This window comes from Falsihalocynthiibacter sp. BN13B15, assembly GCF_041205415.1.
In the GTDB taxonomy this organism is placed as follows: domain Bacteria; phylum Pseudomonadota; class Alphaproteobacteria; order Rhodobacterales; family Rhodobacteraceae; genus Falsihalocynthiibacter; species Falsihalocynthiibacter arcticus.
Map to the genome: position 1 here is coordinate 145,348 of NZ_JBGFCE010000003.1, position 17,122 is coordinate 162,469.

The following is a 17,122-nucleotide window of genomic DNA, read 5'->3' on the forward strand; positions in this document are numbered from 1 at the left end:
GAGCGGCCGCCGCACTCACACCATGTGTTTGAGGAATGTTGGTCATGCAGCGATCTGGCTGTTTTCAGTGGTTTCAATTCCGTCTTTGAACGTGACGCCAGTGATGACTTTGGCAAGGTAGTCAAAGCCGCGTAGCTTTCGCCAGTTTTGCTCGGCACATTGGCCCAGCTTGAACATCATGTGCAGCATGCCATCGCGTGACAGGCAGCCTTTCGAGCGCTTGGTGCGGTGACGGATTGTAGCAAAGGCGGATTTAATCGGATTACTGGTGCGGATACTTTGCCAATGCTGCGCCGGAAAATCGAAGAATGCCATGAGCTCCTCTCGGTCTTTTTGCAGGCACAGCGTCGCCTTTGGGTATTTGGGTTCGTAGATTTTGATGAACAGATCGAAAGCCTTGTCTGCATCATCTTTGTTCTCAGCTTGCCAGATATTGTGGATCGCGGCCTTGGCCCTTGGCTGAGACAGCTTGGGCAGGCAGTTGAGCACATTCATCGTTTTATGTTGCCAGCAGCGTTGATGGCGGGTCTCAGGATACACTTCGTCCAGCGCTGACCAAAACCCCATGGCACCGTCCCCGATAGCCAGCTTGGGCGCGTTCATGCCCCGGCTTTTTAGGCTCAACAGGACCTCGCGCCAACTCTGGGTAGACTCGCGAACCCCGTCCTCAATGGCCAAGAACCCCTTCTTTCCACGGGCTGTTACGCCAATAATCACAAGGGCGCAGAGCTTGTCATCCTCGCCCCGAAGACCGCTGTGGACACCGTCAGCCCAGATATAAACCAATGGCTCATCGTCCAATTCCGCGGTCCTCCAGCCGTCGTACTCCTTGGCCCAATCACGCTTGAGCCGCGACACAGTATTCCCCGACAAACCCGCCGCATCAGGGCCTAGAAGAACCTTGAGGGCGGGGGCCATCTCGCCACTGGAAATGCCCTTCAGATACAGCCACGGTAACGCGGCTTCGAGCGTCTTGGTTTTGCGAACATAGGGCGGCACCAAGGCTGAACGGAATGTCACTGGCTGGCCGTTCTTTGAACGCACCTTGGGAATGCGCACACTCACAGGGCCGATGCCCGTTTGGAACGGGCGGGCCGGATGGTGCCCGTTACGCACGACAGCCGCATGACCAGCCTCAGTACGGTCTGCCGAAAACTGCGCCATAAAGCCCTCGAGTTCAGCCTGAACCGCCGTTGCGATCAATTGTTGTGCTCCTGTTCTCAGCAGTTCTGTCAGCGTGTCTGTAATCCCGTCTGGACCGGCAAAATCAACAATGTTAGTCGTTTCCATGGTGGTGTATCTCCTTTGGTTGGCCTGCTGTCTCACAACAACAAATCAACCAGATACGCCGCCAACCTTCAAATCCTCAAAACACCAGATTCAGTCATAGCTCCGTGCACTTTGTCGGGTTACATAATGCCCTCAACGAACGGAGCAAGAGCGAAACATAGACTGCTCCATCGAACGGCTTCTTCTTTAGGTGGCGCTGGAACCACCTCAAGCGGCTTAGGACCTTCAATCTGCACTGGCACAAAATCCATACCATCCAAGTTGGGCAAAACAAGCTTGCCCGTCCGCGCCATGCGTCGCCAATCTGAAACGCTGCTGGGTATCAAACCATATCGTTTGGCCACCCCATTCACAGTCGCGCCCTCAATCAGCGTTTCCGCAACGATCCGCGCCTTCAACTCAAGAGGCCAGCGCCGTTTGCCGTCTGACCCACGCGGAATTCTTGTGAGAAACTCATTCGTAGCTTCCATAGAGAAACTCCCTCCAAATCTATGAAGGGACGGAATCGCATATTAACCACCCAAGGGGAATGTGGGGTCAAACCAACGGTTACCGTTGTCTGTGATGCAAGCGCCGCGCTTCGAGTGTCTTTCGTTTGATCCTTTCGCGTTGCTGTAGAATGGCCTTGTCTCGTCCGAAGTAGACGTCAGATGGCGTGACGTTGTTCAGGCTCTCGCCCCTCTCGGTGATGCACGCATCACCTGCCGGTCAAAGGGTAGCGCTGATGGTTGTAGTGATCGACGAAGGCTTCGATCTGCGCTTTGAGATCACCCGGCAGGAAGTAATGTTCCAGCAGAATGCGGTTCTTCAGGGTTTGGTGCCATCGTTCCATTGCACGGCAGTCGATACGAAGTATCGATGAGAGTGGATCTTGCCTTGTGTTTGTGGATGATACGGCGCGCCACGAGAATGCTTCATCCCTTTGCCTTTGAGCCAGTCAGCCAAGTCGCCGGACACGTAGCTGGAGCCGTTGTCGCTGAGTAACCGTGGCTTGGGAACGACATTTACCTGATCGCGATACGTCCTGTCCATACCTGTGAAAGCCATTGAAGCATGATTCGCGGTTTGTTCATCTGATGCATGTGTACATTCTACGCAGACGTCCAAGTCGGAAGCCCGCGTGAAGTTTGGATGGTCTGCCCGTTCTTTCTGCGATCGTTTGGTCAAAGTTGTCGCATAGTTCACACGGCAATCTTTGAACCGATTTGATGAATCCAGTATTCACACTTTCGGCGGCCGCATTAGCACCTTTGACCAGGACGAAGAATCTGGTTCAATGAGTGTTGCTATGTAACTGTTTTGTGAGCCCCACACCGCCGGACCTCCGATTTTAGAGTGCGGCTGTGTGAAGCAAACATGGTTTTAAATCCAGGCCTTAGGCTCGAGTCTCAGACTTTCCCATACCTCTATTTAAGCTTTGAAAGTGCGGTACGGATTTTGTCGACGGCTCCGTCAACGTCTTGCAATTTGTCCAAACCAAAAAGCCCAAGGCGGAATGTCCGAAAATCTTCTGGCTCATCGCATTGCAAGGGTACACCGGCCGCAATTTGCATACCCTGTGAAGAAAATTTCGCGCCATTTTGGATGGCAGGATCGTCGGTATAAGACACGACCACACCCGGGGCTGCAAATCCTTCTGCGGCAACACTTGGAAAACCGTTCGCAACCAAAAGTTCACGCGTTTTTACTCCCAATTCAAGCTGATTAGATTTCAACGTGTCAAAACCGATCTCCTTGGCTTCCAACATAGCATCGCGGAACTTAACCAATGCGTCAGTTGGCATCGTCGCGTGATAGGCATGGCCGCCGTTTTCGTAGGCCTGCATGATTTGAAACCATTTTGCCAGATCACAGGCAAAACTGGTGCTTTGCGTTTGGCCAAGGCGCTCAATCGCCAAATCGTTCATCATAACCAAGCCAGAGGAGGGCGAAGCACTCCAGCCTTTTTGCGGCGCGGATATCAGAACGTCGATGCCGAGGTCTTCCATGTTAAGCCAAACAGTACCCGAGGCGATACAGTCGAGGACAAACATACCGCCATAGGAATGAACCGCCGTAGTGACCTCGCGAATGTAATCTTCGGTGAGCATGATGCCGGAAGATGTCTCGACATGGGGAGCAAAAATCACGTCTGGCTGCTCATCCAAAATAGTCTTAACCACATCCTGAATCGGCGGAGGAGAGAAGGGGGCTTGATGGTGGTTACCTGTGCGGCGTGCCTTAAGGACGGTGGACGAGGCCGGAATATCGCCCGCTTCAAATATCTGCGTCCAGCGATAAGAAAACCACCCGTTCCGAATGACCAAAGCTTTGCGATTGTTGACAAACTGACGTGCAACTGCCTCCATTGCGTAGGTGCCGCCACCAGGGACGAGTGCCACACCTTGCGCCGCATAAACGGATTTCAACATACCAGAAATATCGTTCATAACGCGTTGAAAGGATTTAGACATATGGTTCAGAGATCGGTCCGTAAACACGACTGAAAATTCCGCCAAACCGTCTGGATCAACTGTGGAGCCTTGGTGAGTCATTCTTGGTATCCTATTTGTTTGCATCACTAATTTTATAGTACGTTCAATCTCGCGCGCCATCCTTACTTTGAGTGGATCTGTAAAATTGAGCAGTTTAGGTCGGATTGGCTACCGCGTTCAATGGACAAGGCTGGGAACTTGCGCCCCCAGCCTCGTTTGTTTGACAAATGGGTGGATCAGTTCAGTTTAGCGTCGAACAGATAGACCTTTTCATCAGGGCGCGGCTGCCAATCGATACGCTTGCTTACACCATAGAAATCAGGCTGAAAGTAAAGGTGTAGCCAAGGGCCGTCGTCGTAAAATACTTGCAACATCTCATCGACGATGGTGCGCAGTTCCTCTGCACTTTCAGCAGCAGAAATATCAGCCCAACGATCAAACCAACGTGGGTCATCCCAATGGGTATAGTTGGTGCCAGATTCTACGGCTGCAAGGTCGGTCATGTCATAAAGCGGACTCCAAAGAGCTCCACCTGAACCGATGAAGTAGAGTGGGCCTGCATTACGCTCACGGATAAGCGGGATGTAGACGCTCGACCATTCCATCATATTCAACTGCACGTCGATACCAACGTCAGTCAGCATCTGGGTAATTGCCAGAACAACATTTGTGTCGTTGAGGTAACGGCCTTGACCAGCTTGAAATTCAATGCTGAAGCGCATGTTGTCATCACCCTGACGCGGCCAACCGGCTTCATCAAGCAGTTTCTCAGCCATATCGGGATCGAAGGGGTAGGGGGTGAGATTTGGGTGCGCGTTTTGTGGATTCACAATACCGGTCATCCGCTCGCATTCAAAGTTTAGGAGCTGCTTGCAGATTGTTGGCACATCGACCGCGTATTGTAATGCGCGACGCACGTCCGTGTTTTGGATGGCTTCACCACCCGGCTTAGCTGCCATCTCATCGCTTAGGTTAAATCCGACATACATCCGGCGTGTGCCTTGGATCGGGTCAACTGTAGCGACGCCACTATCATTGATTACGTCCATCTGGTCGGGCGCAACATTGGTAATGATATCGACGTTACCAGCCATAAGTTCGGCGGCACGAGTCGAGGCTTCAGGAAGGATGCGCCAAACGATGCTGTTGAATGGGGAATCGCCATTTACTTTGTTCAGGACAATCTCTGAACCACGGGTCCACGAGGTCATCTCATAGTCACCAGATCCGATAGGTGTCGTCGTGGCTTCATCTGTTGTCATGGTAGAATAGCTGTCCATGCAGTGAATGAAGACCTCAGTGATTAAACCAAAAGCAATTGGATTTTTTTCGTCAATGTTGATCTTAACGTGGGTATCGTCGAGGGCTTCAGCGCTCTGAAAACCGATCGAGCTAAATATAAAGCCAGGTGTGTTGCCGGTAAATGCAAGCGCAGGATCAGCAGCACGGTTAAAACTATAAGCTGCGTCTTCCGCGGTCAGAGGCTCACCGTCGTGGCAGGTTAGACCTTCTTTCATCGTGTAAACGTAAGACAGTCCATCCTCAGAAACCTTAAGGTCGGTCGCCAGGTCAGGATGAGTTTTACCTTCGCCATCAATCGAAAATAAAGTGCCGAAGATATGACGGGCAACATTGCTATTATCGCGAGAGGCGATAGCCGCCGGGTCAAGCGTTGTAATATCGGCGCTCAGACCGACAATAATTGCGTCGTCCGCTGGGGCCGCCACAGCTGCTGTACCAAGGAGCAGTAAACCCGTCCCCATGGCTAGTATATGGTTCTTCTTTAACATCGTATTTCCTTTTCACCTGTTGGGTTAAACGTCTGATGACTAGCAATTTAATGCCTTTTCACGCAGCTTTTCTGGTGCAGTCGAATACTGTTAAAGACGCACCATGAATTAGGTTTTTGCGATTTCAGCCGGATCAAAGTCGGCCAAATTGTGAGTGTGTTCTGAGACTAGCTGTATTGCGAGTGCTGTATCGCCGGCTTCGATTGCGTCGACGATAGGGGGGTGGTTTCCGGCGATTTCAGTCATTTCCCGGTCGTCGCGACGACGTAGCGACATGATTTGGTGAATGCGCAGATAGAGATTTTTCCAAGAGGAAAACAGCAGGTCGTGATCGGCAAGTTTGATCATGGTCCGATGAAATGCTTCGTCAGCAAGGATCAATGCCTCGAAATTGTTAGTTTTAGCAGCGATCATCATTTCATCGCAAAATTTGCGCAAAGGAGCGACTGAAACGCCCTTTTCGATGATGCGACGGGCCGCCATAGTTTCGTAGGCTTCTCGAAGCGAGTAGGTTTCGGTGATCTCACGCACTGTCAGCGGCTTAACACGCTTGCCTTTGTAGGCGATCGTCTCGACAAGTCCGTCGTTTTCGAGAATTTGGATTGCTTCACGGATTGGTGCGCGAGACACATTCATCTGTTCAGCCAATGCAGTCTCAACGAGACTTGCGCCGGGGCGCAGGCGTCCGCTTAGAATCGCATTGCGTAGTCGATCGGCCACTTGCAGTCGAAGCGGGATGTTTTCGATCGGGGCCATATCACTCTGAAGCTCATCGCTGGTAAATTTTTCTGGGTTGCTCAAGTCAATTCCTCCTCATGGTGTTGTGATGCAATCTGGGTGTCCAAGAACGGGCATTCACACAGAATAGTTGCAACGTTAGTGACATAAGGGGCGCCAATAGCATTTTGGCAATACAAAATTGTCGATTGGATACAAAGATACGGAAAAGCAGAAGGTTTTTGTGCGGCAAACCGAAGGTTGCACTCATGTTCGCTACCTTTACTACTGTGTGTTGTCGACAATCCATAATCTACAGTCGTCAATATGAGTTGTCTTGTCAAGTGTTCAAACATTCCTTTGATCAGAAGAGTTTCAAAAAATACTTAAGGTGAGGTAGCCGCTTGTGATAGGCGTATATTGTCGACATTAATGCAATGGACGCAAAACTCTAACAAAGGCATGAGGAAGAAAATGGCAGTACCTAAAATCCCTTTTGATACTTATCTAAAATACGATGAGATGACCGATCATCTCCGCAATTTAGTCGGGTCATTCCCCGACTTAGCGACAATGCGTTCTGTCGCTAAGTCGTTTCAAGGACGGGAAGTTTGGTTGATTGAAATCAATAATCCTAAGACAGGTCCTGCACTAGAGAAGCCCGGTTATTATATAGACGCACAAATCCACGCAGAAGAACACGCAACCAGTGCGGCCGCCCTATACGCGGTTTGGCATCTGCTCACTAACTACGGCACCGACGCCGAAGTGACGCGGCTGGTTGATACGCAGGCGTTTTATATTCTACCACGGATCAACCCCGATGGTGCCGAGTTCGCACTTGTCCCACCTTATCACAATTGGTGCGGCAATGGCCGGTTCCTACCTGAAGCAGACCGAATCGACGGTTTGATTCCTGAAGATATTGATGGTGATGGATTTATCGTCTGGATGCGCGTACCTGATTCGGCGGGCGAGTGGAAAAAATCAGCCTCAAATCCTGATATTATGGTCCAGCGGGGGCCAGCAGAGACAGGCGGCGACTATTTTCGGATGTATCCTGAGGGTAGTATTCGAGAAGCACCAAGTGATCCCACCGCAGCTGAAGTTCGTATTGAGCGGCCTTTTGACGGCAACATGAACCGCAATTTCCCAACAAATTGGTCGCCACAGGAATATGGTGCGGGATTATATCCACTGTCCGAGCCTGAGGCCAAAGGCATGGCCGACGTGATCCTTGAGCACCCCAACATCTGCGGCATGTGTGCTTATCACACCCACGGTGGCATCATTTTGCGGCCCAGCATGACGCGCCCCGACAGCGCGATGGGTACACGCGATCTGACGCTTTATGAACAGATTGGAGCGATGGGAACAGCGTTGACTGATTATCCGACGGTTTCGATCTATGAGGATTTCACTCCGGACAAGACCAAGCCTCGGCGCGGTGGCTTAATGGATTGGACCTACGAAGAAATGGGAATAATCAGTTTTGGCATTGAGCTCTGGGACCTTGAGCGCACTGCTGGAATCGATAAAGCTGGCTATTCTAACCGATATGCCCGCAGCGAAGAAACGCTGGAAACAGTGCATGATTGGGTCATTGAAAACGTAGGTGATACCGGTTTCAGACCTTGGAAAAGTTTTGACCACCCGCAGCTTGGATCGGTTGAAATTGGTGGCATGGTGAACATTTGGGCCTATCGCAATCCCCCTGGTGCGTTGCTTGAAGATATGTGCCGCAAAAATGTGCTTTTCAATCTAGCTCATGCCGCCGCTGCTCCACAATTGTCGATTGACGCGCTTGAGGTTGTAAACCTCTCAGGAGATATTTGGAAAGTCCGCGCTGTAGTTGCCAACCATGGATATCTACCGACGAACCTATCGGATGTTGCCTTGGATAACCTCGTGGCCAAACCTGTGACGGTAACGCTTGAAGGCGCCGAGATTGTCGTCAATCCACCACTAGCAGACCTAGGGCATTTGGCAGGGCGGACTGAAAGATATGATCTTTGGTCGCCTTGGGGAGAGAAATGGACTCCGACAAAGAAAGCCACTGAATGGGTTGTGCGGGCCAAAACCGGTAAGCAGATTGAGGTGACGGCTCAATCCGAAAAAGCTGGCACAATTCGACTGGCGATAACCTTGGAATAGGGGCTCATGGCACCGACTTCCGACAAAGAAAAAGCCCCGGCAGCGCATTGTGCCGGGGCAAGTTGTTTAGAGGGAGGGTTATACAGAAAAATCTGGGCTAGGTGGTGTGAATACAGGCGCTGAAATGATCTGGGCCGATTTCTTTCAATTCTGGCACGACTTGAGCGCATTCGGTTGTCGCCATCGGGCAGCGTGTTCGAAAGACACAGCCACTCGGTGGATTAATCGGGCTAGGGATGTCGCCTTTCAGGACAGTGCGGCGGCGCCTTTTCCCGGGTTCTGCCACAGGAACCGCAGATAGGAGCGCCTGTGTATAAGGGTGGTTGGCGCGGGCATAGAGGTCTGCAGCACTGGCGATTTCCATGACGCGGCCCAAATACATAACTATAACGCGGTCACAGATATGTTCAACCACGCCAAGGTCATGGGCAATGAACAACATGGTTAGGTTCAAGTTGGATTTGAGATCTTCCAAAAGGTTAATCACTTGCGCTTGAATTGATACATCAAGAGCGGAAACAGGTTCATCTGCGACAATAAATTCCGGCTCAACCGCGAGTGCGCGAGCAATGCCGATCCGTTGCCGTTGCCCACCCGAAAATTCGTGCGGATAACGATCAAGGTGGTCACGCGAAAGACCAACCTGTTCGAGTAAGGCCACGACTCGATCCTCACGATCCGATGAGGTGCCAATCTTGTGGAGCTTGAGTGGATGGCCCAAAACCTCGCGGATTTTTTCGCGCGGATTTAGACTGGCATAAGGGTCCTGAAAGACGATCTGCATCTTTTTGCGATAGCTCCGCATCTCAGTTTCGCTGAGCGCCATGACATCCTGACCACGAAACCGCACGGCACCCGATGTCGCCTGTTCCAAACGTAGGAGCGTGCGGCCAACCGTTGTTTTACCCGAGCCGCTTTCGCCAACAAGGCCCACAACTTCGCCGCGCTGCACATTGAAGGATACGTCGTTGACGGCTTGCACCTTATTAACCACACGCTGCAAAACGCCGCCATGGATCGGAAAGAATTTCCGTAGGTTTTCGACTTCAAGTAGAGCTTCGGTCATGACGCTTCCTTTTTCGTCAGGTCTAGTTCTTTCCAGCGGGCGCAGCGTATCAAATGCCCGTCACCGGGATCTTGAAGCACTGGGGGCGCACTGATGCAAACATTGGTAGCAAAGCTGCAACGGGGATGAAACCGGCAGCCTTTGGGCAAGTCGAGGATGCCTGGCACAGTACCAGGTATCGCCTCTAATCGCTTTTTGTTTATAGATGACCCAACACGTGGGATCGAGTTCATGAGCCCCGCAGTATAGGGCATCCGAGGTTCTGCGAAGATGTCGTGTACGTCTGCAGTTTCAACAACTTGACTGGCATACATCACCACAACGCGATCGGCCATTTCGGCCACAACGCCAAGGTCGTGAGTAATAAATATGATCGCCATTCCTAACTCGTCCTGAAGATCCTTCATCAGTTCCAGCATCTGCGCCTGAATGGTCACATCGAGAGCGGTCGTCGGTTCATCCGCGATCAGAAGGCGCGGCTTACAGGCCATTGCCATAGCAATCATGGCGCGTTGACGCATACCGCCAGACATTTCATGTGGGTAACTGTCAATGCGTTTGTTTGGTTCAGGAATGCCCACAAGTTGTAGCATCTCGATTGAGCGGCTGCGAGCCGCGGATTTGCTGAGACCCTCATGCCGGATCAAAACCTCCGCTATTTGCTGGCCAATGGTATGCACAGGGTTAAGAGAGGTCATCGGTTCCTGAAAGATCATGCCGATCTCTCTGCCGCGTATCTGGCGCATTTCAGCGTCGGACAATGTGGTTAGTTCACGGCCGTCAAGTTGAATGCTTCCTTGGGAAATGCGGCCGACATCTTTTGGTAAAAGTCCCATGATCGAGAGGCTGGTGACTGATTTCCCCGACCCTGATTCGCCGACAATGGCCAATGTTTCGCCTGGATAGATGTCAAAACTAACACCATCCACGGCGGCAATCTCGATTTTACGATTGAGGCGAAAACTAGTTTGCAGGTCGCGCACCCGTAACAAAGGAGTGCGATTATCGGTCGTTTCGGGTGGTCCGGAAGATGGGGTCATGCTGTCTCGTCCGATCGGATTGTGGCGTGTTTTCGTTGACTTTGCCAAATAACTGGCCAATTCGTGTGACCTAGATGGCGGCGGGAGTAGAGAGGGCCGGATGCCTTCTCGCATTTTTACTTGTTTCGTTTCCGTCATTTTGTGCGTTTGTGCGCTTGACGGGTTGCGGGTCTGCGTGGTTCTATTGTTAAACTGTCGACAATATATAAACTACTGTGTTCCAGCTACTCAACCCTGTCAAGCATCAGAAAGCGCGCTTCCCAGATAAACCTCCAATTTTCTTGGAAATCGCTTAAGTGCATAACTGCAAGACTAGGACCGCTGGAAAACTAAGCGTCATCAATATCTTATAACCGCAAGCATAGGGCACGCAAATGTGGACATTTCTGACCAGAAGGCTGCTTCAAAGCATAATTGTCATCATTGGCGTGACTTTGATCAGCTTTATTTCACTACAAATGGGAGGCGATCCCACTTATCTATTCGTTTCCGAGAACGCTGATGTGGCGGAAATCGCGAGAGCTCGGGCAGCTCTCGGCTTTGATCGACCGCTACATATTCAGTATCTTAGTTATATTTGGAACGCGCTTCAGGGCGATTTTGGCACATCACTCAGTTATCGCCAACCTGCAATGGAAGTCGTGCTTCAAGCGATGCCCGCCACGATTGAGCTGACAGTGTTTTCGCTCGTTATTGCGATTGGCCTTTCGATCCCGCTTGGCATATATGCCGCGCTTAATCGCGGCCGTCCAGTAGATGGTGGTATCATGACCTTTGCAATGCTGGGCCAGTCGATTCCAAATTTTTGGCTGGGAATAATGATGATTCTTTACTTCGGGCTTTATCTAGGATGGTTCCCGATCTCTGGGCATGTCCCATTTCTGAAGCCGCTTTTTGCGGGTGAATTTGGTACCGCTTTTGGAAATATCCCTAATGCAGTGTATCACTTGGTTCTTCCTGCCATCGCTGTTGGCTCGTACACATTGGCGCGCAATGCGCGGCTGGTGCGCTCGTCGATGCTCGAAGTGTTGCAACAAGACTTTGTACGCACAGCTCGCTCAAAGGGTATCGTTGAGAGCAAAGTGATTGTGAACCACGCCTTGCGCAATGCTTGGCTTCCTGTGGTGACAATGATCGGGCTTGAATTCGGGTTTCTACTGGGCGGAGTCGTCGTTGTTGAGACTGTATTCTCCTATCCCGGTATCGGGCGGTTGGTCTTTAACGCCATCAATCAGCGTGACATTCCAGTCGTGCAAGCGTCAGTGATCCTACTGGCGCTGGTTTTTATTCTTCTCAATTTGATCGTCGATCTGATCTATGCGCGCCTTGACCCGCGTGTGAAACTCTAAGGGGCGCTACATGTCTGATATTAAAACCACCATTGATCGGGCAGTACCGATGTCCAAACCAGTGTCCTTGCGGCGGCGGGAGTTTAACCGTGCGGTTAGGAGCCTTCTGACAAGTAGATGGGCCCTTATTGGAATGATCATTCTGTTTGTGGTCACCTTCATTGCAATATTCGGGCCGCAATTGGCACCGATGGATCCTAACCGTCAGAATATTATGTTACGGTTAGCAGAGCCGGGCGGCGCTGGACCACGCAATTCAGTTTTCTGGCTTGGGTCGGATCAATTGGGCAGGGACGTTCTGTCGCGGTTGCTGTACGGGGCACGAGTATCGCTGCTTGTCGGAATCGCGGCAATTGCCGTAGGGGGTACAATCGGTACGATCGCCGGTTTGGTCTCGGGTTACTTTGGCGGCTGGATTGACGATGTCATCATGCGTCTTGGCGATATCCAATTAGCCTTTCCGTTCATCCTGCTGGCAATCATGTTTCTCGTGGTTATGGGGCCGGGTCTAGTCAATATCATTCTGGTTCTGGGGATCGGGCAATGGATTACCTATGCGCGAATTGTGCGTGCTCAGACAATGAGCTTGCGAGAAAAGGAATATGTCGAGGCAGCGCGCGCAATGGGGGATGGGGTGTTCTCGATCCTGTTTCGCACGATTTTGCCAAATATCATGGCGCCGCTGACTGTCATCGCCTCGTTCAATGTTGCCGGAGTGATTCTCTCCGAGGCAGCGCTTTCTTTCCTCGGTCTTGGCGTACCGCCCTCTGTTCCGACATGGGGTAGTATGCTGTCCGAAAGTCGTGATCACTTGTTGTCGAACAAATGGTGGTTAGCGGTCTTCCCGGGATTAGCAATCGTTTTGACAGTTCTGGCCTTTAATCTGATCGGTGACTGGCTGCGTGATTTCCTCGATCCAAGGATGAAAGACAAGGCCTGAAGCGCCGATTATAAGGCAATCGATATTGCCCTCTGCTCTGGAATTGTCGCGGTTAAATTCGGTAGCTTAAGATCAATGTTACCTAATATAGCAGGCCGTGAATGGCCGCGACATACACAGATAAAGGCGATGTCTCTCCGGAGCGGTCCTACGCTTCTCAGCGTACCGGCCCAGAGAGATTACATCTACAACGGTATCGGCAAAGGCCGCGAAATTTTTAAGCACTCTTCCGCTCCTAACATCGTCGAAATCATTACTCGACACATACAGGAGCGACAAATCCTTCAAGGTAGGTGGTGTTTTTCCCTACATCATTGGATTCGATATCCCGCATTCCTTTTTTGGAGGGCAATACTAGCGTGATTGTCGAACGACAAGTTGCGCCAATAAGTCGCTCAACCTAAGCGCAAACGGGCAAAAAGCCAACGCGAGCAGGGACCAGCTCTGAGCGCCAGAAACTCTCCCCGCAGCGATCGTCGTTATTAGGTTTTAGAACTTTGTGAAACGGTCATTTCAACCGAGCCTGCTGGCAAATCATCGAATGAGGCGTAGTTCACACTATAAAGCTGAGCATATAGACCGCCCCGCGCCATCAGTTGGTCGTGGTTGCCTTGTTCCAGCACTTCGCCCTCTTTTAGAACCACGATGCAGTCGGCATCACGAATCGTTGCCAGTCGATGCGCAATTACGATGCCTGTGCGTCCGGTCAAAAGGGTCTTCAGGGCCTTCTGGATCAACATTTCGGTATAACTGTCGATACTGGCCGTCGCTTCGTCCAACACAAGGATCCGAGCATCGGCCACCAGCGCACGGGCAAAACTCACGAGCTGCCGCTGGCCTAGTGACAGTGTGCCGCCCCGTTCTCCCATCATAGTCTGATAGCCATCTGGAAGTGCCATGATGAAATCATGTGCGCCGACCGCGCGGGCAGCATCGATAACTTCGTCCTCAGTGGCATCCGTCTTGTTGTAGCGAATGTTCTCCATCAGAGTGCCGCTGAACAAGAATGGCTCCTGTAGCACCATCGCGATCTCGCGCCCAAGAGACATCTGTGTCACGTTTCGCACGTCATGTCCGCCAACGAGAATCTGCCCACCCTGCACGTCGTAGAAGCGTTTCAGCAGCGACATTGCACTCGACTTTCCCGAACCAGTGGGTCCGATGAGAGCGATGGTCTCGCCTAGATTCGCCTTGAAGCTAACACCTTTCAGAACGGGGCTAGTTGGGGTGTATCCAAAGGTCACGTCACGAAATTCGACTGTTCCATCCATATTGTGGTCCAGCTCAACAGCATCCGGAGCGTCCTTGATATCGACGGGCACGTCTAGCACGTCGATGAGGCGCTGGCCCGAGGCCATGGCTCGTTGCATCACTGAATACTGCATAGTTAGCGAGCGGATCGGATCGAAGAAGCGCTGAATGTAGAACAAGAAAGCCACCATCACTCCTAGGTCGACCCGCGCGCCCACAACCATTGAGCCACCGATGACCACGACCACCGCCATTGCGATACCCGTCAGACTGTCAACGATGGGAACCATAACCTGTGCGTATTTTGATGCGGTTCGATGCGCGTTCAATGTCGCCGTCGCCTTGTCATCATAGAGGGTGAAATTCACCTGTTGCCGATCCATGCCCTGCACGGTTCGAACCCCATGAATTGCCTCCGCTAGGGCGCCGTTTGTCACCGAATTGGCTACATGTGCGGCCATGAACGCTTCACGCGCGCGTGGCAGCCAAATCACTCGCACGAGAAACAGGACCGGCAGCACGCAAAGTGTTAGCAAGCCGAGTTTCCAATCGAGCCAGAGCATCGATGCGATAATACCGAACAGCAACACGACGTCACCAACCGACAAGACAGAAGTTTCCAGAAACTCTTGCATTGAGTTTACGTCACCCTGAAGGCGTGACATCAGGCGGCCCACCTCGGTCTTGTCCATGAATCCTAGCGAGACATCCTGTAGATGCCCGAACATCGCGGTGCGGATGTCAAAGAGGACGTTCTCGGCGGCCTTGCCGACAACGCTTTCCTGTACCCAAGAGGCGCCGAAATTGAGGGCTATGGTTAGCGAAAAGAGCATGATCGACCAGCGAAGAGCGCTAACACCTGCGGCATCCGCAACGATCCCTTTGTCGATGGCATTGCGGATAATCAATGGGATAGCTAGCTGCGTACCGGTGAATATAAGCACCATGACAACGGAGATCACCAATTGCCGACGGTAGGGACGCACGAATTCCCAGATGCGCCCCACAATTTTTCCGTCGAAGACGTGACCAAACATTTCCTCCTCGATGCGGTGCGAGCCTACGACAGCGCGCGGCGGACGGCGGCCATTGTCTCTGATGTCGCCGCGTTCGACTTCTAGTTCTTCGCTCACGAGCTGGCCTCCCCAGAAAATGTATTCGATATCTCATCATCCGGGCGAATTTGCAGTTGGTGCAGCGCGGCGTATCGACCATCTAGTGCCAATAGTTCGCGATGGGTGCCTTGTTCGATGATTTGCCCCTCTTCAAGAAACAAGATGCGGTCTGCGTGCATCAGTGAATTGAGGCGATGCGCCACGATGATTGTCACCCGCTCGCTCGCTTGTTCCTGAATTGTGGCGCGGATGCGTTGTTCGGTACCTGCGTCGACGGCGGCGGTGCTGTCGTCAAAGATCAGGACGGCAGGGCGCAACATGAGGGTACGTGCAATCGTCATCCGCTGTCGCTGTCCTCCCGAAAGGGACGACCCGCGTTCGCCCACGACTGTTTCATATCCGTCGGGCAGGGTGGCAATGAATTGTGTCAATTGCGCGGAAGCACTGGCGTCCTCGATCCGCCGCGCCGCCGCCCACGGATCGCCGTAGGCAATGTTGTTTTCGAGGCTTGTAGTAAAGAGGAACGCGTCCTGTTGCACCACAACGACCGCCTCTCGCAGCGACGAGAGTGTCACATCGCGGATATCCTGTTGGTCGATGGTGATGCGTCCACCCTTCACATCATAGAACCGTGGTATCAGATGCGCGATCGTCGATTTGCCACTTCCTGGAGGCCCTATCAGGCCGATCGTTTCGCCCTTCTTCGCGGTAAAGCTGAGATTGCAGAGTGTCGATTTTTCTGTGGTCGGATAGGTGAAATCCACGTTTTCTAATCGTAAAACACCCTCGCTGATTTTTAAGGGATGTGCGGTCGGGCGATCCTTGATCGCTAGGTCGAGATCGAGCAACGCGAAGATGCGTTCACCGCAGGTGGCGGTCCGAGAGAAGGAATTCACCAGCATCCCGAGTTGGCGCACGGGCATTTGCAGGATTGTCATGAAGGTCAGGAATGAGGTGAGCGTGCCGACGGTAATTTCTCCGGTGCCAACCTTGCCGCTGCCGACCCATAGTACGAGGCCCATGGCAATCAAGAACGACAGGGTCATGGCACTGGTGTTGCGCACCCGAATATCAACGCGCTCGTGAGAAAGCTCGAGGGCGCTTTCGGAGGCGGTACCGTATTTTGCCATCTCGTGTTGTTTGGCACCGAACGCGCGCACAACGCGGATCCCCGCGAGATTTTCCTCCATCACACGGCTGAGATTAGACAGGCGATTTTGCAACTCAAGCCACGTTCCACGCAGCACGAGTTGTGAAACTGACGAGCGCCATGCCACAAACGGCACGAAACTGAGGGCTAAAAGGCCCAAGACAAGATCGGTGGAGAGCAACATATAGCCGCCGAACCCGATCAGAATGGAGAGAAGGACGATCCGCACAAGGCCGGTGGAAAAGAACATCCTCACCCCTTCGAGATCGAGCATCCCCAGCGTAATAAGGTCACCCGAATGCACGCGGTCGTGAAAGCCAAAACTGAGGCGTTGGATTTTCTCGTAATACTCAAGCCGCAGGGTGTAGCCGACGTTGTGGCCGACGCTCTCGCTGAAATAGTTCTGGAATGTGGTAAACACCCCGCGCCCGACGGAGACCCCCAGCACAAGGAGAGCGGTTGTCCAGAGCGCCGCCGTTGCGGCCTCGATTTCGGCGGGATCGCCTATGAGTTGCTGCGTCTGGTCAACGGCACGCCCCAGCAAGACTGGAATCAGCAGTTGCAAAATGGCTGCTATAAAGGTCGAGACAAGAGCGATTGCCACCATCCAAGGCGACCGCAGCGAAAGTGCAGTCACGCGCCAGATGGTGCGCATGCCGCTTTTCCAACCGACTGTGTCAGTTTCGCGCATGATTTCGTCGGGGGTCTTTGCTGTAGTCACCATGGGATATCGTCACCTGAGTTATACCGCAGAATAGGGTAGGGTCGTGACACGCCGGTTGGAGG

At 52.3% G+C, this 17,122-nt stretch carries 12 protein-coding genes and 1 pseudogene; 3 read left to right on the forward strand and 10 right to left on the reverse strand.

The genetic code is table 11. From position 1 onward, the window contains the following. Positions 1-42: 42 nt before the first annotated feature. The 6 genes and pseudogenes from AB9F26_RS06020 to AB9F26_RS06045 form a co-directional block, all read right to left on the reverse strand. Positions 43-1,290 (reverse strand): IS256 family transposase, encoded by a 1,248-nt coding sequence (locus AB9F26_RS06020; protein ID WP_369767565.1) that lies wholly within the window; start codon positions 1,288-1,290, stop codon positions 43-45. A 119-nt stretch (positions 1,291-1,409) separates the two neighbouring features. Further along, positions 1,410-1,760, reverse strand: coding sequence for a transposase (locus AB9F26_RS06025; protein WP_369767566.1), 351 nt, complete (start codon positions 1,758-1,760; stop codon positions 1,410-1,412). Positions 1,761-1,839: 79 nt separating this feature from the next. After that, positions 1,840-2,304: pseudogene (locus tag AB9F26_RS06030) on the reverse strand (integrase core domain-containing protein); the annotation flags it as partial. Between the two features lie 392 nt (positions 2,305-2,696). Further along, the gene (locus tag AB9F26_RS06035) at positions 2,697-3,824 is read right to left on the reverse strand and encodes an alanine--glyoxylate aminotransferase family protein (protein WP_369767567.1); all 1,128 of its coding nucleotides are present in this window, start codon (positions 3,822-3,824) and stop codon (positions 2,697-2,699) included. Positions 3,825-4,000: 176 nt separating this feature from the next. Further along, positions 4,001-5,554 carry an ABC transporter substrate-binding protein gene (locus AB9F26_RS06040; RefSeq protein ID WP_369767569.1) on the reverse strand — a complete coding sequence of 518 codons (1,554 nt, stop codon included), beginning with the start codon at positions 5,552-5,554 and terminating at the stop codon, positions 4,001-4,003. A gap of 108 nt (positions 5,555-5,662) precedes the next feature. Beyond that, the gene (locus tag AB9F26_RS06045) at positions 5,663-6,355 is read right to left on the reverse strand and encodes a GntR family transcriptional regulator (RefSeq protein WP_369767570.1); all 693 of its coding nucleotides are present in this window, start codon (positions 6,353-6,355) and stop codon (positions 5,663-5,665) included. A 390-nt stretch (positions 6,356-6,745) separates the two neighbouring features. Here AB9F26_RS06045 and AB9F26_RS06050 point away from each other — a divergent pair, with 390 nt between their 5' ends. Beyond that, positions 6,746-8,425 (forward strand): M14 family metallopeptidase, encoded by a 1,680-nt coding sequence (locus AB9F26_RS06050; RefSeq protein WP_369767572.1) that lies wholly within the window; start codon positions 6,746-6,748, stop codon positions 8,423-8,425. Positions 8,426-8,522: 97 nt separating this feature from the next. Here AB9F26_RS06050 and AB9F26_RS06055 read toward each other — a convergent pair whose 3' ends face one another. Together AB9F26_RS06055 and AB9F26_RS06060 are read right to left on the reverse strand one after the other, a co-directional pair. Beyond that, complete coding sequence (locus AB9F26_RS06055; RefSeq protein WP_369767573.1) at positions 8,523-9,491, reverse strand: ABC transporter ATP-binding protein; 969 nt, start codon at positions 9,489-9,491, stop codon at positions 8,523-8,525. After that, entirely contained in the window at positions 9,488-10,531 is a 1,044-nt protein-coding gene (locus tag AB9F26_RS06060) for an ABC transporter ATP-binding protein (protein ID WP_369767575.1), read from the reverse strand. The genes AB9F26_RS06055 and AB9F26_RS06060 overlap by 4 nt, the downstream gene beginning before the upstream one ends. 374 nt (positions 10,532-10,905) lie before the next feature. Between AB9F26_RS06060 and AB9F26_RS06065 the strand changes: the two genes are divergently transcribed. Next, entirely contained in the window at positions 10,906-11,880 is a 975-nt protein-coding gene (locus tag AB9F26_RS06065) for an ABC transporter permease (protein WP_369767576.1), read from the forward strand. A 10-nt stretch (positions 11,881-11,890) separates the two neighbouring features. Beyond that, positions 11,891-12,820 carry an ABC transporter permease gene (locus AB9F26_RS06070; protein ID WP_369767577.1) on the forward strand — a complete coding sequence of 310 codons (930 nt, stop codon included), beginning with the start codon at positions 11,891-11,893 and terminating at the stop codon, positions 12,818-12,820. A gap of 482 nt (positions 12,821-13,302) precedes the next feature. On the opposite strand, the gene AB9F26_RS06075 is transcribed toward AB9F26_RS06070, so the two are convergent. Together AB9F26_RS06075 and AB9F26_RS06080 are read right to left on the reverse strand one after the other, a co-directional pair. Then, a complete protein-coding gene (locus AB9F26_RS06075; RefSeq protein WP_369767578.1) occupies positions 13,303-15,204 on the reverse strand; it encodes an ABC transporter ATP-binding protein in 1,902 nt (633 codons plus the stop codon). Beyond that, positions 15,201-17,060, reverse strand: coding sequence for an ABC transporter ATP-binding protein (locus AB9F26_RS06080; protein WP_369767579.1), 1,860 nt, complete (start codon positions 17,058-17,060; stop codon positions 15,201-15,203). The genes AB9F26_RS06075 and AB9F26_RS06080 overlap by 4 nt, the downstream gene beginning before the upstream one ends. Positions 17,061-17,122: the final 62 nt, after the last annotated feature.

Bases quoted from the DNA above. Each gene is read 5' to 3' on its own strand.
- AB9F26_RS06025 (WP_369767566.1), bottom strand. From the start codon at position 1,760: ATGGAAGCTACGAATGAGTTTCTCACAAGAATTCCGCGTGGGTCAGAC.
- AB9F26_RS06035 (WP_369767567.1), bottom strand. From the start codon at position 3,824: ATGACTCACCAAGGCTCCACAGTTGATCCAGACGGTTTGGCGGAATTT.
- AB9F26_RS06055 (WP_369767573.1), bottom strand. From the start codon at position 9,491: ATGACCGAAGCTCTACTTGAAGTCGAAAACCTACGGAAATTCTTTCCG.
- AB9F26_RS06060 (WP_369767575.1), bottom strand. From the start codon at position 10,531: ATGACCCCATCTTCCGGACCACCCGAAACGACCGATAATCGCACTCCT.
- AB9F26_RS06040 (WP_369767569.1), bottom strand. From the start codon at position 5,554: ATGTTAAAGAAGAACCATATACTAGCCATGGGGACGGGTTTACTGCTC.
- AB9F26_RS06080 (WP_369767579.1), bottom strand. From the start codon at position 17,060: ATGGTGACTACAGCAAAGACCCCCGACGAAATCATGCGCGAAACTGAC.
- AB9F26_RS06070 (WP_369767577.1), top strand. From the start codon at position 11,891: ATGTCTGATATTAAAACCACCATTGATCGGGCAGTACCGATGTCCAAA.
- AB9F26_RS06065 (WP_369767576.1), top strand. From the start codon at position 10,906: ATGTGGACATTTCTGACCAGAAGGCTGCTTCAAAGCATAATTGTCATC.
- AB9F26_RS06050 (WP_369767572.1), top strand. From the start codon at position 6,746: ATGGCAGTACCTAAAATCCCTTTTGATACTTATCTAAAATACGATGAG.
- AB9F26_RS06020 (WP_369767565.1), bottom strand. From the start codon at position 1,290: ATGGAAACGACTAACATTGTTGATTTTGCCGGTCCAGACGGGATTACA.